The organism is Micromonospora sp. L32, from assembly GCF_052068055.1.
GTDB classification, from domain to species: domain Bacteria; phylum Actinomycetota; class Actinomycetes; order Mycobacteriales; family Micromonosporaceae; genus Micromonospora; species Micromonospora purpureochromogenes.
The window spans coordinates 481,751-504,154 of sequence record NZ_JBQHDD010000006.1 but is presented as its reverse complement, the minus strand read 5'-3'; the positions used below and the strand labels follow the sequence as shown (position 1 = coordinate 504,154).

Genomic DNA, 22,404 nt, shown 5'->3' with positions numbered 1-22,404 from the left:
GGCCTCGGCGTTGACAATCCGTCACTTGATCCATCCGCCAGGTGCAGCCATGTTGAACGCCGACAACGCAATTCGGCGAGGTGATTAGATGCGCGACATTGAAGACCTGCCCCACGTGGACCTGCGCGACCCGGACAGCACCAGTCGCATCCTAAATGGGCTTATCACGCACGGCATTGCCTTGTTCCAGGGTGGAATCGAGCGGAACGATCTTTTGTGTGCGGCCCGGTCATTGATCAGGATCCGGACGCACCGTGACAGCGACTCCGACGGAGTGACCACCATCGCCCAGCGGCCAGCGGCCAAAGACGGAGAAGCCAGCCTCGCTGGCTTCACCGATCGCCAGCTCTGGCCCCACACCGACGGATCGGCTGTATGCCGGCCACCGCGCGTCCTGATGCTGGCCTGTCTTCGACCGGCGCAGATCGGTGGAAGCAGTCATTTGGTGGACGGACGTGACCTCTACGACGAGATCGCCCGCACCGAACCCGCCATGCTCGCGGCGCTGTCCAAGCCCCGATCCGCGTGCTTCGGCGGAGGACCCGGCCACCTGGGCGCGGTCTTCGAACAGACGACCGAAGGCCGGACGGCCGTCCGGCTGCGCCTCGACGAGCTGGCGCGCTTCGCGCCGATGCTCGCGCTGTCTATCGACCGGCTTCGCGTGCTTGTCGAGCAGCTGACCATTCCAGTTGACCTACGTGAGTGCCAGGGCTACGTCCTGGTCAACGACCGCTGGCTCCACGGCAGAACCGGGTTCGCCGGCAACCGCCTGATGCTGCGCATCATCGGTGACCCACTGCCTACCCACGCTCTGCCGAGCGGTTTCTGCCCAGCAGAGGGATCGCAACCCGCCCTGCGGGCCACCTGGCGTCCGTCGATACCACATCACTACCTCGCCCACCGTCTGCGGGTGGCACAGCTGCGCCCGCCAAGCATGGAGCCAATCAACGATGTCGACGCCCGGCCTCTGAAAGGCACGCCATGAACATGACCTCGATCGCGGCCATCAGCTCAGCGCTTGTGCTCGGCTTCCTCGCCGGGCTGCTCACATTCAAGCGCTCGCTGCAATGGTGCCGCACCTGCGGATCATCCCTAAGCTGCCCGGAATGCAACCGGCCGCTAGGCACACAGTCGGCCAAGCCGATCGCGATGCGCGAAACGAGAAATCTACGTCCATAACGTCGGGGCGATTCCGCGCCGGTCGAACTCCGCGCAAATGGCCAGCTAAAGCGCGGCCAAAGCGCTGCCAGGAGCCGGAAGCATGAAAATCAGCAGCTGGAGGAGCACGACGTGACCCTCTTCCAGGAGACCTGCCGGTGGCAATCAGAGACGATGCCGTCTGAGCAGATTGTCTCCTACCCCCTGACCATGGAACGTAGACACCGGCGGGTGTGGTCACGGAGCAAGGTCAGGCTAGTCCGCCGCTGCGGCGGTGGGCTGCCCTGCCGGTCGAGACACCGCACATCACACAGACGAGGGCACTGGCCCGGTGAGGCGTCATGACCACGCACGGACCGGTTCTGCCGATCTGGACCTGCGCCGGCTGCGGCGCCCCATGGCCATGCCGTACACGACGCCACGAGCTGCGAGCCGAGTTCGAAAGCGCTCCCATTTCCCTCGCCCTGTACATGGGCTCCTGCATGGTTGCTGCGAGCCAGGACATGGGCTGGGCCCCCGCTGGCCTACTCCATCGCCGGTTCCTGGGGTGGCTGCGATGACCGCACCCCGCTCTAGTGACCTGCTCCCCGTGCCCCGAGCAGCCCCGCCAAGCCTCGCCGCCGCCGTCTGTACCGTCGGCGCCCCCGCCCGCCACACCGGCCCTCGACCACCGACTCACCGGCCTGTGACACCGGCCGACGAGACTGTCTCAGTCGTGCAGGCCTCGAGCTCGCACAGAACCGCACTTCAGACGGCCGAACCGAGTATCCGAGCCCCACAGGTCTGTGGTGGGCCGCCAGGACCTCACGCGTTCCGTTCGCGCCTTGTCTCCCACATGAACTCGCCGATGATCCGGATCAGCTTCTCCGCCCGCGCGTCATCGCCCATCGCGGCGCCGGAGAGCTTCCCAACCGCCGACTCCACGTCGAAGGCGGCGTCAACGATCGACTCCCGCAGATCCCGTGAGTCGAGGAACTGGTCCTTGGCATTGTTGTCGATCTGGTCGGCGATACCAGGCGCTTGCTCGGCCTTGGCCGCGACGGGCTTCACGAATCCCTCAATCTCCGCAGGCCCGAGCTCACCGCCGAACAGGTCGTTGATGCGCGCGATGACCTCGACCAGCCGCACCAGCTGTGGGTCCTGGTTCACTCCTCCAGACCCGGCACCGGAGATCGGCGGCAAGGACGCATCAACGGACCCGAGCGTGATCGACGCCTTGCCGCGGTCGATCTGCTTAACGCGCTTGAGCACGAGATCGGACAGGTCCACAGCGGTGGCGACCCGGTCGACCTCGATCACCCGCACCAGCTGGCGCAAGTACACGCACAGTTTCTCGAGGTCGGTATCTCCGTAGTCAACGACTTGTGACATGAAGTCGTACATCCGCACGAACGTTCCCGCGTCCTTGCGGAACAACTCCAGCCGCTCCCGCTCCGCCCGATCATCACGGGAACGCGCAGCCTCGTAACGAGCCGCAAAACGATCCTTGGCCGGCTTCACCGCCGCCGCCAACTCGGCGTGGGACCCGCCGGAGAACCATGCAGAGGCGAACTCGTCCACCTCGGACCGCAAGTAGATGTCGGCCTCGGCGAGCTTGGCCGCGATCTCATGCACGATGTTTGGGTCGGTCTCCCTCTCGACGACGGCCTCGGTGTAGTACGGCTCGAACGCGGCCTGGATCTCGGCGGGGTCGTTGACGAAGTCCAGTACGAACGTAGTGTCTTTCCGCTCCCCGCCTGGAGTGCGGTAGGTGCGGTTTAGGCGGGACAAGGTTTGCACGGCGTGCACGTCCGGGAGCCTCTTGTCCACGTACATTGCGCACAGCAGCGGCTGGTCGAACCCGGTCTGGAACTTGTCGGCCACGATCATCACCCGGTAGTCCGCCCGGCGGAACTCCGCGGCCAGGTCCGACCCCAGCCCCGGGTTCATCGACGACTCCGTCGCGCCCTCGATGCCGAACTCCGGATCGTTCACCGCCCCGGAGAACGCCACGATCGTCTTCAGCGGGTACTTCTTGTCGGCGATGTACTTGTCGATCACGCGCTTGTACCGCACCGCAGCGACCCGCCCGTCGGTCACGACCATCGCCTTCGCGTGCCCCTCCAGCAGGTGCGCCACGTTCGCCAGGAAATGCTCGACGATGATTTCGACCTTCTGCCCGATGTTCGCTTCGGACAGCTTTACGAACCGCATGATCCCGCGCGATGCGGCCTTCGAGTCCACCAGGTCCGCGTCCCCATTACCGGTCAGGGTGCGCACGCCTTCGCCAGCGCGCTGCTCGATTTCGAACGCTGTCTTATACGTCTGATACCCGCGCAGCACGTCGAGGATGAAGCCCTCCTCGATCGCCTGCCGCATCGTGTACACGTGGAACGCCAGCGGCAGCCCATTGGGATCGGCCGGATCTTTACGCCCGAACAACGTCAGCGTCTTCGACTTCGGCGTTGCCGTGAAGGCCAGGTAGGACACGTTCTGCGCGTTCGCCCGCGCCGACGTCATCGCAGTGATCTTGGCGTTGAGTACGTCCTCGGCCGAGATCTCTTCGTCCTCGGCAACCTCAATGCCGCCCGCAGTCAGGACCCTGCGCAGGTCCGCTGCCGTCGCGCCCGACTGCGAGGTATGCGCCTCGTCCACGATCACCGCGAAGTTCTTCCCGGCCAAGTCACCGCTCATCAGGTCCATCACGAACGGGAACGTCTGGATCGTGACGATCACGATCAACGACTTCCCGGACAAGGCGGCGGCCAGCGCCTTCGACTTCGATCCGCCGGCCCGCCGCACCTCCGCCGGGTCGATCGTGGTCACTAGGTCCGATGTGTTGTCGACCTGCCGCACTGCGTCCTGCAGTTGCCGGTCCAGCACGTTCCGGTCGCTGATCACCAACACCTTGTCGAACATCTTCTGGTTCTCGGCGGTGTGCAGACGTGCTAGGCGGTGCGCGGTCCACGCGATCGTGTTCGTCTTGCCCGACCCGGCCGAATGCTGCACCAGATACCGCGACCCTGGCCCCTCCACACCAACAGCCGCCACGAGCTCGGTGACCGCCTCCCACTGGTGGAACCGCGGGAAGATCAGCGTCGACTTCTTCGACGTACGCCCCGTGATTGGATCGGTGTCCTCCTCGTGGCGCAGGAACATCAGCGACCCCAGGATGTTCAGCCATGAGTCACGCTGCAGCACCCGCTCCCACAAGTAGGATGTCGCCGCGCCACCCGGCACCGGAGGGTTCCCTTTCCCACCGTCGGCGGTGCCGCGGTTGAACTCCAGGAAGAACGTCTTGGGCCCGGCGAGGCGCGTGGTCATCCAGACCTCGTCGTCATCCAGCGCGAAGTGCACCAGCGTCCGCCCGAACGCCAGCAGCGGCTGCCCCTTGGGGTCGCGGTCCTTGCGGTACTGCTCGACGGCCGACCGTGCCTGCTGCTTGAAGTACGTCTTCAACTCGAGCGTCGCCACCGGCAGGCCGTTCACGAAGAACACCAGATCGATCCGCCCGCCGCCACCGTCCGGCGAGTACGTGACCTGACGCATGACCCGCAGCCGGACCCTCCCGTAATCCGCCATGGTCTTCGGGTTGAGGGACGACGCAGGTGCAAACTGGCACATCCGGAACTTCCCGTTGATGTGCGACAAGGGCCGGCGCAGCACGTTGAGCGTGCCGCCGCCGTTCTCCATCTTCGTGTCGAGCCGCTTGACGAGGGTGTCTAGCAGGTGCGCGCGCTGCTTTGCCTCCGACGCCGCGCCCAGCGACACGACCTTCGCGAACTCCTCTGGCTGCGTCTCCTCCAGCCACGAGAACACGTCCTTCGGGAACATGGCGCGCTCACGGTCATAGCCGTCTGCGTTCGGCGAGTACAACCAGCCGTGCGCGGCGAGGTACTCGGCAATCTCGACCTCGAACGCTTCCTCACGCGTCGCATCAGCCATTCGCCAACGCCCCTTCGCGCGCCTTGCCCGTCGACACGTCGATCCTGCCCGTCACAGCCTCCGTGATCAGAGCAGCACGCCGCTCTCGCGCCAGACCGATGAACTCCTCCGCCTTCCCGATCAAGGCGTCGATCTTGGCAGTCTGCTCGTTCAGGTACTCAACTATGCGACGTTGGTCACCAAGAGTTGGCCGGAAGAGTTTGAAAGACCGAAGCGACGACAGCGGGAGATTGTTGGCGAGCCCTTCGGCGCCGCTTATCGACTGGTGAACTTGCGATCGATACCAGGACCCGTTCAAGGACCAGGCGAGAAACTGTGGATCCACGTCGCGGGCTGAGCGAAGCCGGAACAGTTTGTCCGACAGGATCAGGTTATACCTGACCGAACGAACGATGGCAGCCGATCCAACCAGTGCAGGGGTTCCGCTTGCCCGGGAGACGATCACGTCTCCGACCTTGACTGCTAGGCGTTGATCAACTTCGAAATCATCGGGAAGCCGCTTGTGCTCCTCCTGCCGGAAGGTACCTCGATTAACACAACCTGTCTTGAGAACCCCCCACGTGCCCGGCTCATCCGCAAGACGCGCTTCGGCCTGTGGACTTATTCCCTGATCAATGCCAGCCAGCATGTACTTCAGCGGCACGAGGAAGGAATCGTCGGCAGCGGTTAGCGCGTCGCTGACGACCGCAACGCGCCGTTCACGGAGACCAGCGATCAACTGCTCCTGCTTTTCAACCAGGGCGTCGATCTGAGCCGTCTCGCGGTCCAGAAAGTCCGCGATCCGCCGCTGCTCCTCCACGCAGGGAACGGGCACCGCGATGTTGCCCATCTGCTCCCAATAGAGGCGCCACTGAGAGGGTCGAATGCCCGTAGATCGACCTCGGTACTCGCTCACAAGAACGCTCGACCGAAGAAGGTGGTGCGCGAATCGCGGTTGCAGATCATCGCTCCGCGGACGCAGCACCTCATAATCGCCACTGACTATGCCGCGGTGCTGGGATATGCCGAGCGAGCCCTGCCATGCCTTCATCCGGTTCACCACGAGGTCACCGGGGCGGACGAGAAGATACCTGTCGAGGTTCTGCGGCGTCACGTTGAAGTTGTCGCGCCGTGAGGACTTCGGGATGACCCCATAGTCTCGGTACACCGACAGAACCTCTTCGTCCGGCCGGTTCGCGTCGGCTGAGGGCTGGAACAGCCACTTCAAGCGGACCTGCTCCCAACGCCTCTGAGGAACTTGAATGCGGTTCGCTTGCTCACTCACGCCTCGACCTCCTTGAGCATGTCGAGGATCTCCGCGACGACCCTGTCCAGGTCGGCGTCGATCTCCGCCAGCGGCCGCGGGGGGACGTATTGAAAGAAGTGGCGAGTGAAGGGGATCTCGTAGCCGACCTTCGTCTTGGACTCATCGATCCAGGCGTCAGGGACGTGGGGCTTGACCTCGGCGTCGAAGTACGCGGCGATCGTCTCGTCCTTCGCGTCGTGCGACTTGGGGTGGTCCCCCCAGCCGAACGGGACGATCTCGGTGTCGCGCAGCCCGGTGTCGGGCTCGAGATTGCCTTTGGAGTCGGTGCAGATGTCGGCGTCGTCGTCGCGCTCGCCGAGGGTCTGCCACAGGGTCTTGCGCTGCGCGGTGGTGAGGCGGACGCCGTCGGATCCGAGATGCTTGCCGAGCTTTCGCAGGAAGTCCTCGCGATTGCGGTACAGCTCGGTGCCGAAGGTGCCGAGCGAGTCGACCAAGCCGCCGATTTTGCTCAGCTGCTTGTGTTCGGCCACGGCCTCGATGCGCTCGGGCGTGCAAGCGAAGTTCAGGCGCAGGGGGCGTTCAACGGTGACTGACCAGTAGGCGAAGTCGAGGGCGTCGAAGACCTTGGAGATGTCCGAGGTCGCCATCGTGCCGTAGGCCTGTAGGACTTTAGCCCGGTCTGCCTCGCTGATCTCGACGCGCTTGTTGCCCAGCGACTTGCGCATCTTGGTGGCGAACCCGGTGGCGTCGATGAGCTGGACCTTGCCCTTGCGCTCGGGCTGCTTGGTGTTATCCAGGATCCACAGGTAGGTCGCGATGCCGGTGTTGTAGAACATGTCGGTCGGCAGGGCGACGATGGCCTCGACGAGGTCGTTCTCAAGCAGGTGCCCGCGGATGTCGGACGGGCCGGAACCGGCGCCTCCGTTGAACAGCGGGGACCCGTTGAGAACGATGCCGGCCCGGCCGCCTCGGCCTTGCTCGTCGACGTCGCGCATCTTGGAAGCAACGTGAAGCAGGAACAGCATGGCGCCGTCGCCGATCCCGGGCAGGCCTGGGGCGAAGCGCCCGTTGGCGGCCTCGTGCTCGCGGCGGACCTGCTTCTCCGAGGCCTTCCAGTCCTGTCCGAAAGGCGGGTTGGACAGGATGAAGTCGAAGCCGCGGTCGGCGAACTTGTCCTCGGCGAGGGTGTCGCCCAGGCGGACGTTGGACACGCCCTGCCCCTTTAGGAGCAGGTCGGACTTGCAGATCGCGTAGGAGTGCTTGTTGATCTCCTGGGCGAACAGGCTCAGGTTCGCCTTCGGGTTCATCGCCAGCAGGTGCTCCTCGGCGACCGAAAGCATGCCGCCGGTGCCCGCCGTCGGGTCGTAGACGCTGCGGGACACGCCGGGGGCGCGCAACGCCTCGGGGTCCTCGGCGAAGACGAGGTCGACCAGGAGGCGGATCGCATCGCGCGGGGTGTAGAAGTCACCGGCCTGCTCGTTCGAGGCCTCAGCGAACTTGTAGATCAGGTTCTCGAACAGATCACCCATCGCGGCGTTGTCCGCCTTGTCCGGGTGCAGGTCGATCTCGGCGAACTCGCGGGTGACCAGGCCGAGACGATTGTGCTCGTCGAGCTCCTTGATCTGCGCCTCGAACCCGAAGTTCTTGAAGACGTCGATGTCCGCACTGAAGCCATTGACGTAGTCGATCAAATTCGCCGCGAGATTGTCCGGATCCTCGAGCGCCTTCTTGAGGTTGAACGCGGAGGTGTTCCAGAACGACAGGCCCGCGCTCTCATCCGTGCGGGTACGGCGGCGCAGCTGGTTCGCGATCCACATCGCGCCGTACCCGCCATCGGCTGCCTCCTGGACCATCGCCGTCATGACCTCGCGGTGCGGCTCCATCACGCACTCGAGCCGGCGCAGGATCGTGAACGGCAGGATCACGCTGCCGTACTGGTTCGGCTTGTACGGGCCTCGCAAGACATCGGCGATGCCCCACACAAAGTTGCTGAGCGCGCTCACGTGGTCGGTGCTCCAGGTTGTGGGTCGACGTGTTGCCCTACACCAAACGTGCAGCGGCTCGGGGGACCCAAGCCTACCGACAGTCTTGTCACCCGCCGATCATCACTGACGCTCGCGCCCGCGCCGTTGAAGCCGTCCGGCCCGGTGAGTACCGCCCGGCGCTCGGCGACGGCAGCGCGGTCAGCTCGGCGCGGGCGCGCAGCATTGCCAGCTCGGCGGGGATCTCCGGCTGCCGACCGCGCATGTCGGCGTGGGCGTAAGCGAACAGCGCCCGCTTCCGCGCGACCTCGCCGGCGAGCCAGCTCTCCACCGACCCGTTGTAGCCGGCCGGCGGGCGGCCCGCGCCAGAGAGTGAACGCCAACCCGAACCGCTCTGGCAGCAGACGAGCAGGGTAACGGGCTCCGCCACGACGCATCCCAGCGCCGGCGAGCATGAACAACCCGTCGGGAGGCGGATTCGGGATTTCGCCGATCCGGCTCGGCCTGACCCGCCGCTGGTGGCCCTGGCCGGTGGCGACAGCGCCGCTCCTCCTCGCCGGCGGGCTGGCGCTGAACCAGATTCCCTGACCACATCGAACCTGCCGGGCCATCCATGGGCCACAGGCCGGTGTATTTGGGGCCAAGTCGGGCCGTGCAAGACCGCGCCGAACAGCGGACAACCCCGCGCGTCCGCCCGATCTTGTGCGATTCGCAAGCTGGCAGTCTCTGACCCCAGCCTGACCCAGCAGCCGCCACCGGATAAACGCCGACCACGAGCCAGCGGGGAGGCGAGGCGGTTAACAGCGGATGCGGGACCCTCCTACGGATCAGACGGTTCGCGACGCCGGCGTCACTGGCTGTTGACGCGCCTCGCCGCACGGGCCGGCAGCCTGTCGCGCCCCCGGCGCCTGACCGAGCGGAACCGGTGGTAGCGCTCGGAACGTGCTCGGTGAGTCATGGGCAGGCCGAGGTAGCTCTGGTCATTGTCGGGCAGCGGTGGGTACCAGGCGTTGCCAGGCGATGGTCGCATGCTCGATGTCTGCTCCACCGGTCGCAGCAACGGCGGCTGCCAGCGGTGAGCACGGGTGGGCGCTCCTGGGCACTCGTGGCTATCCGCTGGCAGGTAAGCTGGGCCCTCGCGCCCTCGTAGCTCAGGGGATAGAGCATCGGTTTCCTAAACCGTGTGTCGCAGGTTCGAATCCTGCCGGGGGCACCAGGTCAGCGCCTGCACACCCCAACCTCCTTGGTCCGCGACATTGCTCTCGTTGTCCCGGCCCGGACGGCGGGCAGGTCTGAGGCTGCCCGCCGAGATCCTCCCCAAGGGTCTACCTGTCGCTAGAGCTTGATCCAGTACCGCCGTGCGGTGCCCAGTTCGGTGTCCCGGACGTCCTCCAGGACACCGCCGTGGTGCTCGATCGTCTTCGCCGAGGCGATGTTGTCCGCCTCGCAGGTGATCAGCACCCGGTCCAGGCCGAGCGCCCGTGCCTCGCCGAGCATCCGGCCCAGCGCCCAGGTGGCCAGCCCACGCCGGCGCGCGGACGGCCGGATGCCGTAGCCGACATGGCCGCCGACCCGCAGCAGGAAGTCGTTGAGTTTATGCCGCAGGGCGATCCCGCCGAGCACCCGCTCGCCCTCGACGATCCACCGGTACGTGCACGGCACCCGACCGGCATCCTGCGCCTTCGCCGGCTCCGACTCGTCAGCCAGCCGGGCCACCCAGGCCGCGAACCCGCTGGGCGGGTCCACCTCGTCGGACGGCATGAGTCCGAAACCGTCCTCGTGGACGCCGGGACCCCACTCGTCATGTGCTTCGAGCCAGGCTGCGTGCAGGCGGACGGTGGGCGCGATCAGCTCGGGCATGCGGCGACGGTAACGGTCCACACGGCGCACCAGTACGGGGCCGAGCATCAGGGGGATGCCATGGGGGCGGGGGGCGATCGCCGCTTCGCGGGGTGCGGGCGAGCTTCCGAGTCGGTCGCCAGGGCCATCGCCGTTTGCGGCTTGTTGCGCTGTCCGCAGGACGTGACACCGCGACACGCCGCGAACCGATCGGGCAGGTCCGTCGACAGCGACGAGCCGCGTGACGAGGTGGGACGCCGGGCCACCCGGACCCGGAGCGACCTGGCGGACGACGAGGTCGACGAGGCGATGTGCCGGCCGCTCGACATCCTGCGGCACGGGCCGGACGAGCCGTACCTCCACTACGACGACCGGGTGCGCGGGTGGCTCTCCGAGTTCCGGTGCGACCACCACCGGCTGAGGGCGAGCACCGGAGGCAGCGGGGGCCGGCCCCCACAATCCGGACCGACCCCGCAGCGCACCGGTCAGACGGTCGCCGCGTACAGCCGCAACCCGGCCGGCCAACCGCCCTCACCGGCCACCGCGTCCCGGACGCCCTCCCAGCCGGTCCCGTGCGCGTCGAGCTGGTCGTGGACCAGGTCGACCCGGGTGCCGGTCTCGGTGGGGGTGAAGGTGACGGTGACCCGGCTGCCGGTCGCGTCCGGCAGCGGGACCTTCCAGTCGGGGCCGATCAGCCAGGCGAAGGCGAAGGTGCGCGGCGGATCCCAGGCGAGGACCGTGCCCCAGACGCAGACCTCGCCGGCGTCGTTCTCCTCCCAGAGTCGTCCGCCGACGTGCGGGTCGACGCCGACCTGCTTGAGTTCGCCGGGCAGCAGGTGGTGCGAGCGTTCCCACCAGCGGTCCATGCCGGCGGTGAAGACGGTGAAGGCGTGCTCGGGCGGGGCGGCGACCTCGACGCTGGTGCGTACGACGGTCCCTCCGGTGGTCTCGGTTGTCACGGTGCCTCCTCGGGCGGTTGCTCCACGGCCTGCGCGAACGCGGCCAGGGCGTGGTTCCAGAACTGGTCGAAGTAGGCACGTACGGCGGCCAGGCCCTGTGGGTCGAGCGCGTAGACGCGGCGGGTGCCCACAGGGGTGGACGAGACGAGTCGGGCTTCCTTGAGGACCTTGAGGTGTTGCGAGACCGCGGGACGGCTGACCGGCAGCTCGGCCGCGATCTCGGCGACGGAACGGGGGCCGGCGGCGAGCAGTTCGAAGACGGACCGCCGGGTCGCGTCGCCCAGGGCGTCCAACATCCGCCCTTGGTAAGTGGCCACGAACGGTAAGTCTAGGCTTTCCGATACCCCTGTCAAGGGCCGCCCCTCTGGCGCGATCGGGCACGGCGGGGTAGAAACAAGCTCATTCCCCACCCATGTCAGCCCGGATGTCGGCCGCGTCGCCGAGAGAGCGCTCTCACGACGCCGATCGGCAGCCCACACCGACAGGTAGGTCGATGACAGCCCACCTCCACCCGTCCCGTCGGCAGCTCCTCACCCTCGCTGCCGCGACCGCCGCCGCGGCGGGACTCGCCCCCGCCTCCGCCGCCTCCGCCGCTCCCGCACGCCACCACGAGGACGAGCCCGACTTCGGCCCGAACGTCTTCGTCTACGACCCGAGCACCCCGGCCGCCGAGATCCAGTCCACCGTGGACCGGCTCTTCGCCCGGCAGGAGCACAACGAGATGGGCACCGACCGGTACGCGGTGCTCTTCAAGCCCGGCCGCTACGAGGTGAACGCTCGGCTGGGCTACTACACGACCGTGGCCGGCCTGGGCGAGCACCCCGACGACGTGGAGATCCACGGCGCGGTACGCGTCGTCGGCCAGCCCGACCCGAACTCCCCGGCCGGCATCTCCGCGCTGACCAACTTCTGGCGCTCGGCGGAGAACCTCGCCATCACCCCCACCGACTGGTCGAACCAGTGGGCCGTCTCCCAGGCGTCGCCGATGCGCCGGGTGCACGTCAAGGGCATCCTCTGGCTGGAGCCCGGCAACGGCGGCTACTCCAGCGGCGGCTTCATCGCCGACTCCAAGGTGGACGGCATCACCATCAACGGCTCCCAGCAGCAGTGGCTGACCCGCGACAGCGAGCTGGGCGGCGACTGGACCAACGGGGTCTGGAACCAGGTCTTCTCCGGCGTGCTCGGCGCACCCGCCCAGGGCTTCCCGAACCCGCCGTACACCACGCTGCCGACCAGCCCGGTGACCCGGGAGAAGCCGTACCTGTTCGTGGACGCCGCCGGCCGCTGGCGGGTCGCCGTGCCGGGGCTGCGCCGCGACACCGCCGGCACCAGTTGGGCGGCCGGCGGCGGGACGACCCGCTCGCTGCCGCTGCGGGACTTCTTCATCGCCCGTCCGAGCCACGACGCGCAGCGGATCAACCGCGAGCTGGCTCGCGGCCGGCATCTGCTGCTCACCCCGGGCGTCTACCGCCTGGACCGCGCGCTGCGGGTCATCCACCCGGGCACCGTGGTGCTCGGCCTCGGCATGCCGAGCCTCGCCCCGACCGGCGGCGACGCCGCGCTGCGGGTCGCCGACGTCGACGGCGTGCGCATCGCCGGCATCCTGGTCGACGCCGGCGAGGCGGAGTCGGACGTGCTGGTCCAGATCGGCCACCGGCACTCCCGCCGCGACCACGCCGACGACCCGATCTCGGTGCAGGACGTCTTCATCCGCATCGGCGGGCCCTGGGTCGGGCGCGCACGGACCAGCCTGGTGGTGGAAAGCGACCACACGCTGATCGACAACGTCTGGGCCTGGCGCGGCGACCACGGCAACGGCATCGGCTGGACGGCCAACACCGCCGGCACCGGCGTGATCGTCAACGGCGACGACGTGACGGCGTACGGGCTTTTCGTGGAGCACTACCAGCGCTACCAGACCATCTGGAACGGCGAGCGCGGCCGGACGATCTTCTACCAGAGCGAGCTGCCCTACGACCCGCCGAGCCAGGCCGCCTGGACCAGCCCCACCGGCCGGGGCTGGGCGTCCTACAAGGTCGGTGACCGGGTACGCGAGCACGAGGCCTGGGGGCTGGGCGTCTACTCCTACTTCAACCAGGGCGTGGACATCCGCTGCGACCGGGGGATCGAGGCGCCGCGCCGGCCCGGGGTCCGCTTCCACAACATGGTGACCGTCTTCCTCGACGGCAGCGGCGGCATCGAGAGGACCGTCAACGAGGTCGGCACCCCGGTCGTCGGCAGCTACGGCACCAGCCCGGTGATCAGTTACCCGTGAGCACGGCGCGCGGGCGACCGCGCGGCGGTGACCGCCCGTCCCCGTACCGGGGGCGGGCGGTCATGTAACACGATTCGCTCCGAAAGCGCTGCGCCTTCTTGCTGAGCGGCGCGGCGCATGCCCGGCATAGGCTCGAAATGCACCGAGGATCGCAGGTCACGGCCGGGCGGACGCGATCGAGGGGGCGAGTCCGCTCCGGGCCGGGATCGTCGGTGTCCAGCATTCGCGTCAGCACGGGACCCCCGCTCGTGGCCCGCCGGTCAGCCGGCGAGCTGGTCCACCCGGGCGATCACCTGGTCGATCAGGCCGTATTCGCGGGCCTGCTCGGCGGTGAACCAGCGGTCCCGGTCCCAGTCGCGCTGGATCTCCTCCAGGGTGCGACCACTGTGCTGGGCGATCAGCTCCTGCATGGTCCGCTTCACGTGCAGCATGTTTTCCGCCTGGATGGTGATGTCGGCGGCGGTGCCACCCATCCCGCCGGAGGGCTGGTGCATCATGATCCGCGAGTGCGGGAGCGCGAAGCGCTTGCCCGCCGCGCCGGCGCAGAGCAGGAACTGCCCCATCGACCCGGCGAAGCCGAGCGCCAGCGTGGCCACGTCGTTCTGCACGTAGCGCATGGTGTCGTAGACGGCCATCCCCGCGCTCACCGAGCCGCCCGGCGAATTGATGTAGAGGAAGATGTCCCGCTCGCTGTCCTCGGCGGCGAGCAGCAGGATCTGCGCGCAGATCTGGTTCGCGGTGGCGTCGGTGACCTCGGTGCCGAGGAAGACGATCCGCTCCCGCAGCAGCCGCTCGAAAACGTGGTCCCCGAAGGTCGGCTGACCGCCGTCCAGCATGCGCACGTCGTACCCGATCATCGCGACCGCCCTCCAGACTGGCGCCGGCGGGCGAGGAGCACCGCCCGGGAACCGGCGGTCTCCAGCCTGCGCCCGGCGCCGGTCGCGGCCCCAGGATTTCTGCCGGCGGCAGATCCGCCGACGGCAGAACCGCGGCCGGCCTACACCGCGGTCAGCCGCCGCCGGCCCGTTCGGGCCCGGCGGCGGGCCAGCATCCTGGAGGTACGCGGGCCGGGGCGCCCGGCCGGCGCGGAGGCGATCAACCGGACCCGCAGCCCCGCCCCGCCGACGGTCGACCCGACGGGCGACGCCGGACCGCCGACGTGCAGGATCGGCCCGCCCAGCCGCAGCACCGGCCCGGCCGGGTGCCGGAAGGAGGTCGGCGCGACCGACACCGGCGGCGTCGCCCCGGCGGGCTGGAAGCCGATCCGGACAGTCGGGCCGGTTTCGCCGCGGGCGGCCGGCACCCGGTCCAGCCGGGACAGGGCGGCCCGGGGCGCGGCGGGGATCCGCCGTTCGATCCGGCGCAGGTCGTCGCGGGCCTCTTCGAGCAGGTCGGACAGGTTGATGCCGAGGGCGCGGCAGATCGCGGCGAGCACCTCGGAGGAGGCTTCCTTGCGCCCCCGCTCCACCTCGGAGAGATAGGGCAGCGACACCCCGGCCGCTTCGGCGACCTCGCGCAGCGTCCGGCCCTGGCGCAGCCGTAGCCGGCGCAGGACCCCACCGATCACCCGGCGCAGCAACGACATGCGGGCCTCCTCGCGGTCGGCGTCGGCGGAACTTCCCCCATCATGCCCGTCGTCGTGCCCGCCCACCCGCCCGGTCGGCCACCCCGGCGTGCGGATGCCTGCCCAACCGCTATGTTGTGGACGTGCAGGCGATCCGGGGGAAGCAGGACCGACGGTGATCCATTTCCCGGCGCAGCGGCGGGGCCCGCTGAGCGCGTTGAGCCTCCGGCTGGCCGCCGCCGTGGGCCTGGTGCTGCTGACCGTCGCGGTGGTCTTCCTCGACCGGAACGGCTACCGCGACGTCGACGAGAACGGGCTGACCCTGCTCGACTGCGCCTACTACACGGTGGTCACCCTCTCCACGACCGGGTACGGCGACATCACCCCGTTCTCGCCGTCGGCCCGGCTGGTCAACGTCCTGTTCATCACCCCCGCCCGGGTGCTCTTCCTGATCATCCTGGTCGGCACCACCCTGGAAGTCCTGACCGAGCAGTACCGGACCGGCCGTCGGCTGGGGCGGTGGAGGAGAACCGTGAAGGACCACGTCATCATCTGCGGCTACGGCACCAAGGGCCGCAGCGCGGTCTCCGCCCTGCTGGAGAACGGCCTGGACAAGTCCCGGATCGTGGTGGTGGAGCGCAGCGGCACCGCCCTGCGGCAGGCGACCTCCGCCGGCCTGGTCGCCATCGAGGGCTCCGCCACCCGCTCGTCGGTGCTGGAGGAGGCGCACGTCCGCAACGCCAAGGCGGTGATCATCGCGACCGACAGCGACGACGCCTCGGTGCTGGTGGCGCTCACCGCGCGGCAGCTCACCGCCGGCCAGGTCCGGATCATCGCGGCGGTCCGCGAGGCGGAGAACGCCCCGCTGCTGCGGCAGAGCGGCGCGCACCACGTGATCGTCTCCTCGGCCACCGCCGGCCGGCTGCTGGGGCTCTCCACCTCGGCGCCGCCGCTGATCGACGTGGTGGAGGACCTGCTCACCCCCGGCCAGGGCATGGCGCTGGCGATGCGCTCCGCCGAGCGGCACGAGGTCGGCAAGTCACCCCGCGAGCTGGAGTCCCTGGTCATCGCGCTGGTCCGCCGGGGCAAGGTGGTTACCCTCGCCGACAAGGCCGGCGCGGTCATCGAAACCGGCGACATGCTCGTCCACGTCCGCGACGACCGCCCCCAAACCACCGCCACCCACCCCTGACCCCCGGGGGCGCCCGGACGCACTTACACAGAAAGAGTGGCTATTCCGTCCGGAATAGCCACTCTTTCTCCGTAAGAGGTGCGTGGAGCGGGTGGGTCAGAGGATGGTCCAGGTGTCGCCGGTGGCGAGGAGGCCGGCGAGCTGCTGCTCGGGGGTCTCGGTGACCTTCGCCTTGGCGGCGGCCACCTGCTCCTGCACCACGCTGTCGTAGGACGGGCGGTCGACCGAGCGGAACACGCCGATCGGGGTGTTGCGCAGGTCGAGACCGGGCAGCCGGGACAGGGCGAAGGCGTACGCGGGGTCGTTGACTCCGGCGTCGTGCACCACGATCTCCTCGGCCGGGGTGGCCGCGGTCTCCCGGACCTCCAGCCCGAACCCGCGCGGCGGGTGGACGACGCAGAACTGCCCGTCCTTGCCGAAGGTGATCGGCTGCCCGTGCTCCAGCCGGATCAGGTAGTCGTCCCGGGTGGCCGGCTCCTTGAGCTGGTCGAACGCGCCGTCGTTGAAGATGTTGCAGTTCTGGTAGATCTCCACGAACGCGGAACCCTGGTGCTGGGCGGCGGCCCGCAGCACCGACTGGAGGTGCTTGCGGTCCGAGTCGATGGTGCGGCCGACGAAGGTGGCCTCCGCGCCCAGTGCCAGCGACAGCGGGTTGAACGGGGCGTCCGCCGAGCCGACCGGGGTCGACTTGGTGATCTTGCCGACCTCTGAGGTTGGCGAGTACTGCCCCTTGGTCAGGCCGTAGATCCGGTTGTTGAACAGCAGGATCTTGAGGTTGACGTTGCGGCGCAGCGCGTGGATCAGGTGGTTGCCGCCGATCGACAGCGCGTCGCCGTCGCCGGTGACCACCCAGACCGACAGGTCCGGCCGGGACACCGACAGGCCGGTGGCGATCGCCGGGGCGCGGCCGTGGATCGAGTGCATCCCGTAGGTGTTCATGTAGTACGGGAAGCGCGACGAGCAGCCGATCCCGGAGACGAAGACGGTGTTCTCCCGGGCGATGTTCAGCTCCGGCATGAACTGCTGGACGGCCGCCAGGATCGCGTAGTCACCGCAACCGGGGCACCAGCGCACCTCCTGGTCGGACTTGAAGTCCTTGGCGGTGAGCTTCAGGGCGACGGGCTCAGACATTCTTCAGGACCTCTTCCAGCGTCGTCTCCAGCTCGGCCGCGGTGAACGGCAGGCCGCGGACCTGGTTGTAGCCGATCGCGTCGACCAGGTACTTGGCCCGGATCACGTGGGCGAGCTGGCCGAGGTTCATCTCGGGGATGACCACCCGGTCGTAGGAGCGCAGCACCTCGCCGAGGTTGGCGGGCATCGGTGCCAGGTGGCGCAGGTGCGCCTGCGCGATCGACAGGCCGCGCTGGCGCAGGCCCCGGCAGGCCGCGCCGATCGGCCCGTACGTCGAGCCCCAGCCGAGCACCAGCACCCGGGCGTCGCCGTCCGGGTCCTCCACCTCGACGTCCGGCACCGGGATCGTCTCGATCCGGGCCGCCCGGGTCCGCACCATGAAGTCGTGGTTCGCCGGGTCGTACGAGATGTCACCGGTCTTGTCGGCCTTCTCCAGGCCGCCGATGCGGTGCTCCAGCCCCGGCGTACCCGGGATGGCCCACGGCCGGGCCAGGGTCTCCGGGTCGCGCAGGTAGGGCAGGAACGTGGTGCCGTCCTCGCCGTTGGGCTCGGTGGCGAACTCGACCCGCAGGTCGGGCAGGGACTCCACGTCGGGCAGCAGCCACGGCTCGGAGCCGTTGGCGACGTAGTTGTCGGACAGCAGGATCACCGGGGTGCGGTAGGTCAGTGCGATCCGGGCCGCCTCCAGCGCCGCGTGGAAGCAGTCGGAGGGCGACTTCGGCGCGATCACCGCGACCGGGGCCTCACCGTGCCGGCCGTGCAGTGCCATGTTCAGGTCGGCCTGCTCGGTCTTGGTGGGCATGCCGGTGGACGGCCCGGCCCGCTGCACGTCGACGATGACCAGCGGCAGCTCCAGCGCCACCGCGAGGGAGATCGTCTCGCTCTTGAGCGCCACGCCCGGGCCGCTGGTGGTGGTGACGCCGAGCGCACCGCCGTACGAGGCGCCCAGTGCGGCACCGACGGCGGCGATCTCGTCCTCGGCCTGCATCGTGATCACGCCGAACCGCTTGTGCTTGCTCAGCTCGTGCAGGATGTCCGACGCCGGGGTGATCGGGTACGCCCCGAGGAACACCGGCAGCCCGGAGCGGACGCCGGCGGCCACCAGGCCGAGCGAGAGCGCCGCGTTGCCGGTGATGTTCCGGTAGGTGCCCGGCAGCATCTTGGCCGGCTTCACCTCGTACCGGACGGAGAACGAGTCGGTGGTCTCGCCGAAGTTCCAGCCGGCCCGGAAGGCGGCCACGTTCGCGGCGACCAGTTCCGGACGGGCGGCGAACTTGCGCTCCAGGAAGCGCAGCGTCGACTCGTACGGCCGGGAGTACATCCAGGAGAGCAGGCCCAGCGCGAACATGTTCTTGGCCCGCTCGGCGTCCTTCTTGGACACCGCCTGGTCGGCGAGGGCGCCGACCGTCATCGAGGTCAGCGCCACCGGGTGCACCACGTAGCCGGCGAGCGAGTCGTCGTCCAGCGGGCTGGACTCGTAGCCCACCTTGGCCAGGTTGCGCCGGGTGAACTCGTCGGTGTTGACGATGATGTCCGCGCCGCGGGGCAGGTCGGCCAGGTTGGCCTTGAGCGCCGCCGGGTTCATCGCCACCAGCACGTTCGGCGCGTCGCCGGGGGTGAGGATGTCGTAGTCGGCGAAGTGCACCTGGAAGCTCGACACGCCGGGCAGCGTGCCGGCGGGCGCCCGGATCTCGGCCGGGAAGTTGGGCAACGTGGAGATGTCGTTGCCCAGCTGCGCCGTCTCCGAGGTGAACCGGTCGCCGGTCAACTGCATGCCGTCGCCGGAGTCACCGGCGAACCGGATGACCACCCGGTCCAGTTGACGGATCTGCTTGGTCACGCCTGCACCTCGCTTCGCTCAGCCCCGTCGCGCGGGCGGCTGAACCTGATGGTGACCCGGCCTTGCCCCGCCACGTGACCTCCTTGACGCGCCGCTGCGCCGATCCGCCCGTGGCTGGTCCGGCCCGCTGTCGTTTCTCACCCCAGAGCCTACGTCGAGCCGTTAGGGCATCCTTGGTGGAGGTCCGACGAGTGGGAACGAATCCGAAGGTTGTTCGTCCGGTTGTGGGCCGTTTCGGGGTGACCGCCGTAATCGAGATCACCGCCGCCGACCCTTACCGGGCCGGCCGGTTCAGTCGGATGCCGGATTCGCCGACGGGTCCGGCACCGGCCCGCTCATCCGGCGCCGCAACGAGCTGGTGGCCAGCACGAGCGCCAGCACCACCAGCAGCCCGGAGAGCACGATCAGGGTGACCGCGATCCGCTGCGCCGAGGTCATCGCGCCCCCGTCGGAGGTCTGACCGCCCGCGGCGATCACGCCCTGCGAGCCGGTGGGGACCGGGGTGGCCGCCGGCGGGGTGGCCAGCGCCACCGCCGCGGTGATCCGGAAGCTCATCTGCATCTGCCGGGTCCGCCCGGAGCGTGGGTCGAGTTGGGCGATCACCGCTCCGGCCAGCGGCGCCTCGCGCTGGGCCTGCGGGGTGGCGGCGACCGGCAGGCGCAGGGTGGCGGTACGGCCCGCCGCCACGGTCCCGGCGTCGCAACGGGTACGCGTCGGCGAGACCACCTCGCAGCCGGGCGTGGAGAGCACGCTGACCCCGTCGGGCAGGACCACCTCGACCCGTCCCGCGGCGTCCACCCGGCCGGTGTTGCCCAGCCGGACGGCCAGTTCGACGGGACCGCCGCTGATGTCGAAGGCCACCTCGTCGGCGTCGAGGCTCATCCCGGGCGCCGGCGGGCCGGGCGGGAAGAGGACCGCGAAGCCCTCGTTGTCCGTTGCGGTGGCCGTCCCCGCGCCGGACGCGGTGGCCCGTACCGAGCCGTTGAGCGGCATCTTCCGCCACGCCTGTCCGTCGACCCGGACCCGGATCAGGGTGGTGAACTTCGCGCCCGGGGCGGCGGCCCACTCGCCGCACTGCCAGTTGCCGCCGCCCACGGCGGCGCAGCCCGGGGTGCCCGCGTCGGTCACCCCGGCGGGCAGGGTGTAGGCGAGGTGGACCCGCCCGGCGAGCGTCCCGGTGTTGGCGACGGTCACCCGCAGCGTGGTGGTGGTGCTCCGGGCGTTCCAGTAGCCGGGGCCGAGCACGATGTCGCGGGTGGTGACCCGTACCCCGAGGGCACCGGTGTCCTGCTGGCTCGGCGCGGGGTCGCCCGGCGGCACCGGCCGGCCGCCGCCACCCTGCGGGGGCGGTGGCGGGGCCGGCGCGGTGGTGGTCGGCGCGGTGGTGGTCGGGGCGGGGTCGCCGGGGGCGGGCGTCGTCGGGGTGGCCGTGGTCGGCTCGGGTGCCGGGGTGGTCGGCTCCGGGTCGGGGGGCAGCGTCGGCGGCGCGGTGGTCGGCAGCGGCGCGGTGGCGGTCGGCTCGACCGGCGGGGTGGTCCCGTCCGTCGGCTCACCACCCGGCGTCGTCGCGTCGGTCGCGGTGGTGATCACCCGCAGCATCGTCGGGGAGGCGGTGGCCAGGCCCGGCGCGGCCGCGAGCGCGACCGCCAGCCCGGTGGCCAGCGACGCCGCTACCAGCGAGGAGGTACGCCAGGCGAGCGCCCGGCGGCCGGGGCGTACGTCCACGCGGGCCATCTGTCCTCCGTGACACTGGGTGCGCCTTCATTATTCGGTAACAGTTGCCGGAGGGCACTAGTCCCACCGGGAAACAAATTCGTAACGTGTTCGGTACGCCTCCCGGGCCGGTCGGGCGGGACCGGTGGCCGGTAGGCTGACCCACCGTGACCGGTTACCTGGGCTCGTACGCGACGCTCGGGCTCCTGCTGCTCGCCAGCGCCCTCTTCTTCGTTACGGCGTTCTCGGCCAATCGGGTGTTACGTCCTGCCCGTCCGGCTGATCCCTGGGGCAAGCGGACCAGCTACGAGTGCGGTCTCGACCCGGTCGGCGGCGACTGGGCGCAGATGCAGATCCGCTACTACGTGTACGCGTACCTCTACGTCCTGTTCGCGGTCGAGGCGGTCTTCCTCTTCCCCTGGGCGCTGGTCTTCGACCGCCCCGGCTTCGGCCTGGTCACCGTCGCCGAGATGGGCATCTTCGTGGCCGTGGTGGCGCTCGGCATCCTCTACGCCTGGCGCAAGAACATCCTCCGCTGGACCTGACGCCCGCGCCGGTCAGGCGAGGCCGCGGCGGGTGAGCGTCGGGGGCCGGTCGCCGCGGATCGAGGCGACCATGTCGAGCACCCGGCGGGTGGGGCGTACCTGGTGGGCGCGGAAGACCCGGGCACCGAGCCAGGCCGAGACGGCGGTCGCGGCGAGGGTGCCCTCCAGTCGTTCCGGCACCGGCAGGTCCAGCGTCTCGCCGATGAAGTCCTTGTTCGACAGGGCCACCAGCAGCGGCCAGCCGGTCCCGGTCAGCTCGTCGAGCCGGCGAGTGATCTCCAGCGAGTGCCGGGTGTTCTTGCCGAAGTCGTGCGCCGGGTCGATCAGGATGCCGTCGGGGCGTACCCCCAGGGCCACCGCGCGCTCAGCGAGCCCGGTCACCGTGCCGACCACGTCGGCGACCACGTCGTCGAAGGCGGCCCGGTGCGGCCGGGTACGCGGAGCGAGCCCGCCGGCGTGCGAGCAGACCAGCCCGGCCCCGGTCTGCGCGGCGACCCGGGCCAGCGCCGGGTCGGCGCCGGACCAGGTGTCGTTGAGCAGGTCGGCGCCGGCCGCCACCGCCTCCACCGCGACCTCGGCCCGCCAGGTGTCGATCGAGATCACCACGTCGGGGAAGGCGGCCCGGACGGCGGCGATGGTGTCCACCGTCCGCCGGATCTCCTCGGCGACGTCGACCTCGTCGCCCGGCCCGGCCTTCACCCCGCCGATGTCGATGATCTCCGCGCCCTCGGTCACCGCGGCCTCCACCGCGCGCAGCGCGCTGTCCTGGGCGAAGGTCGCGCCCCGGTCGAAGAACGAGTCCGGCGTGCGGTTGACGATCGCCATCACCACCAACTCGCCCGGTGCGAACGTCCGCCCACCGAGCCGCAGCGCCCCGGCCATCCCGCCTCCCGCCGTCGCCGGCCGGGGTCGCCCGGCCGCTGACGACGCTATCCGGTCGGCCGACGCGCCGCCGGGCCGGGACGTCACCAGGGGATCCGGGGCGCTGCGGTGGTTGGGGTCGCTCGGGGGGCGGTCGCCGTGCCACGATCTGTCC

The 22,404-nt window shown here is 69.5% G+C and carries 18 protein-coding genes and 1 tRNA gene; 6 read left to right on the top strand and 13 right to left on the bottom strand.

Annotation, left to right across the window (positions count from 1 at the left end; translation table 11 throughout):
• Window positions 1-88 precede the first annotated feature (88 nt).
• Window positions 89-985: a TauD/TfdA family dioxygenase gene (locus ACTMTB_RS19755; protein ID WP_441147568.1), complete on the top strand. Its 897-nt coding sequence runs from the start codon at window positions 89-91 to the stop codon at window positions 983-985.
• A gap of 977 nt (window positions 986-1,962) precedes the next feature.
• Here the strand turns inward: ACTMTB_RS19755 and ACTMTB_RS19750 are convergent.
• The 4 genes from ACTMTB_RS19750 to ACTMTB_RS19735 all read right to left on the bottom strand — a co-directional run bounded on the left by ACTMTB_RS19750 (window position 1,963) and on the right by ACTMTB_RS19735 (window position 8,740).
• On the bottom strand, window positions 1,963-5,082 hold the full coding sequence (locus ACTMTB_RS19750; protein ID WP_441147565.1) for a type I restriction endonuclease subunit R: 3,120 nt from the start codon (window positions 5,080-5,082) through the stop codon (window positions 1,963-1,965).
• A complete protein-coding gene (locus ACTMTB_RS19745; protein WP_441147563.1) occupies window positions 5,075-6,346 on the bottom strand; it encodes a restriction endonuclease subunit S in 1,272 nt (423 codons plus the stop codon). Before ACTMTB_RS19745 ends, ACTMTB_RS19750 begins: the two co-directional genes overlap by 8 nt.
• Entirely contained in the window at window positions 6,343-8,331 is a 1,989-nt protein-coding gene (locus ACTMTB_RS19740; protein WP_441147561.1) for a type I restriction-modification system subunit M, read from the bottom strand. The genes ACTMTB_RS19745 and ACTMTB_RS19740 overlap by 4 nt, the downstream gene beginning before the upstream one ends.
• A gap of 88 nt (window positions 8,332-8,419) precedes the next feature.
• Window positions 8,420-8,740 (bottom strand): hypothetical protein, encoded by a 321-nt coding sequence (locus ACTMTB_RS19735; protein ID WP_441147559.1) that lies wholly within the window; start codon window positions 8,738-8,740, stop codon window positions 8,420-8,422.
• Between the two features lie 23 nt (window positions 8,741-8,763).
• Here ACTMTB_RS19735 and ACTMTB_RS19730 point away from each other — a divergent pair, with 23 nt between their 5' ends.
• Entirely contained in the window at window positions 8,764-8,898 is a 135-nt protein-coding gene (locus ACTMTB_RS19730; protein ID WP_441147557.1) for a hypothetical protein, read from the top strand.
• 552 nt (window positions 8,899-9,450) lie between these two features.
• Window positions 9,451-9,526 (top strand) — tRNA-Arg (locus ACTMTB_RS19725).
• Window positions 9,527-9,645: 119 nt separating this feature from the next.
• Here the strand turns inward: ACTMTB_RS19725 and ACTMTB_RS19720 are convergent.
• The 3 genes from ACTMTB_RS19720 to ACTMTB_RS19710 form a co-directional block, all read right to left on the bottom strand.
• Window positions 9,646-10,170 carry a GNAT family N-acetyltransferase gene (locus tag ACTMTB_RS19720; protein ID WP_441147555.1) on the bottom strand — a complete coding sequence of 175 codons (525 nt, stop codon included), beginning with the start codon at window positions 10,168-10,170 and terminating at the stop codon, window positions 9,646-9,648.
• Between the two features lie 464 nt (window positions 10,171-10,634).
• A complete protein-coding gene (locus ACTMTB_RS19715; protein ID WP_441147553.1) occupies window positions 10,635-11,108 on the bottom strand; it encodes an SRPBCC family protein in 474 nt (157 codons plus the stop codon).
• Window positions 11,105-11,425 carry an ArsR/SmtB family transcription factor gene (locus ACTMTB_RS19710; RefSeq protein WP_441147551.1) on the bottom strand — a complete coding sequence of 107 codons (321 nt, stop codon included), beginning with the start codon at window positions 11,423-11,425 and terminating at the stop codon, window positions 11,105-11,107. Before ACTMTB_RS19710 ends, ACTMTB_RS19715 begins: the two co-directional genes overlap by 4 nt.
• Window positions 11,426-11,601: 176 nt before the next feature.
• Here ACTMTB_RS19710 and ACTMTB_RS19705 point away from each other — a divergent pair, with 176 nt between their 5' ends.
• Window positions 11,602-13,383 (top strand): adenylyl cyclase, encoded by a 1,782-nt coding sequence (locus tag ACTMTB_RS19705; protein ID WP_441147549.1) that lies wholly within the window; start codon window positions 11,602-11,604, stop codon window positions 13,381-13,383.
• 260 nt (window positions 13,384-13,643) lie between these two features.
• On the opposite strand, the gene ACTMTB_RS19700 is transcribed toward ACTMTB_RS19705, so the two are convergent.
• Both ACTMTB_RS19700 and ACTMTB_RS19695 read right to left on the bottom strand, forming a co-directional pair.
• Complete coding sequence (locus ACTMTB_RS19700; protein WP_441147547.1) at window positions 13,644-14,240, bottom strand: ATP-dependent Clp protease proteolytic subunit; 597 nt, start codon at window positions 14,238-14,240, stop codon at window positions 13,644-13,646.
• A gap of 140 nt (window positions 14,241-14,380) precedes the next feature.
• Window positions 14,381-14,968, bottom strand: coding sequence for a helix-turn-helix domain-containing protein (locus tag ACTMTB_RS19695; RefSeq protein WP_441147545.1), 588 nt, complete (start codon window positions 14,966-14,968; stop codon window positions 14,381-14,383).
• Window positions 14,969-15,122: 154 nt separating this feature from the next.
• On the opposite strand from ACTMTB_RS19695, the gene ACTMTB_RS19690 reads away from it, so the two are divergent.
• Entirely contained in the window at window positions 15,123-16,139 is a 1,017-nt protein-coding gene (locus ACTMTB_RS19690) for a potassium channel family protein (RefSeq protein ID WP_441147543.1), read from the top strand.
• 96 nt (window positions 16,140-16,235) lie between these two features.
• Here the strand turns inward: ACTMTB_RS19690 and ACTMTB_RS19685 are convergent, their stop codons facing one another.
• The 3 genes from ACTMTB_RS19685 to ACTMTB_RS19675 all read right to left on the bottom strand — a co-directional run bounded on the left by ACTMTB_RS19685 (window position 16,236) and on the right by ACTMTB_RS19675 (window position 20,844).
• Window positions 16,236-17,270, bottom strand: coding sequence for a 2-oxoacid:ferredoxin oxidoreductase subunit beta (locus ACTMTB_RS19685; RefSeq protein ID WP_441147541.1), 1,035 nt, complete (start codon window positions 17,268-17,270; stop codon window positions 16,236-16,238).
• The gene (locus tag ACTMTB_RS19680; protein ID WP_441147539.1) at window positions 17,263-19,110 is read right to left on the bottom strand and encodes a 2-oxoacid:acceptor oxidoreductase subunit alpha; all 1,848 of its coding nucleotides are present in this window, start codon (window positions 19,108-19,110) and stop codon (window positions 17,263-17,265) included. Before ACTMTB_RS19680 ends, ACTMTB_RS19685 begins: the two co-directional genes overlap by 8 nt.
• Before the next feature lie 291 nt (window positions 19,111-19,401).
• Window positions 19,402-20,844 (bottom strand): hypothetical protein, encoded by a 1,443-nt coding sequence (locus tag ACTMTB_RS19675; protein WP_441147537.1) that lies wholly within the window; start codon window positions 20,842-20,844, stop codon window positions 19,402-19,404.
• A gap of 146 nt (window positions 20,845-20,990) precedes the next feature.
• On the opposite strand from ACTMTB_RS19675, the gene ndhC reads away from it, so the two are divergent.
• Window positions 20,991-21,368 (top strand): NADH-quinone oxidoreductase subunit A, encoded by a 378-nt coding sequence (ndhC, locus tag ACTMTB_RS19670; protein WP_441147535.1) that lies wholly within the window; start codon window positions 20,991-20,993, stop codon window positions 21,366-21,368.
• Window positions 21,369-21,380: 12 nt separating this feature from the next.
• On the opposite strand, the gene folP is transcribed toward ndhC, so the two are convergent.
• On the bottom strand, window positions 21,381-22,250 hold the full coding sequence (gene folP / locus ACTMTB_RS19665) for a dihydropteroate synthase (RefSeq protein WP_441147533.1): 870 nt from the start codon (window positions 22,248-22,250) through the stop codon (window positions 21,381-21,383).
• Window positions 22,251-22,404 lie beyond the last annotated feature (154 nt).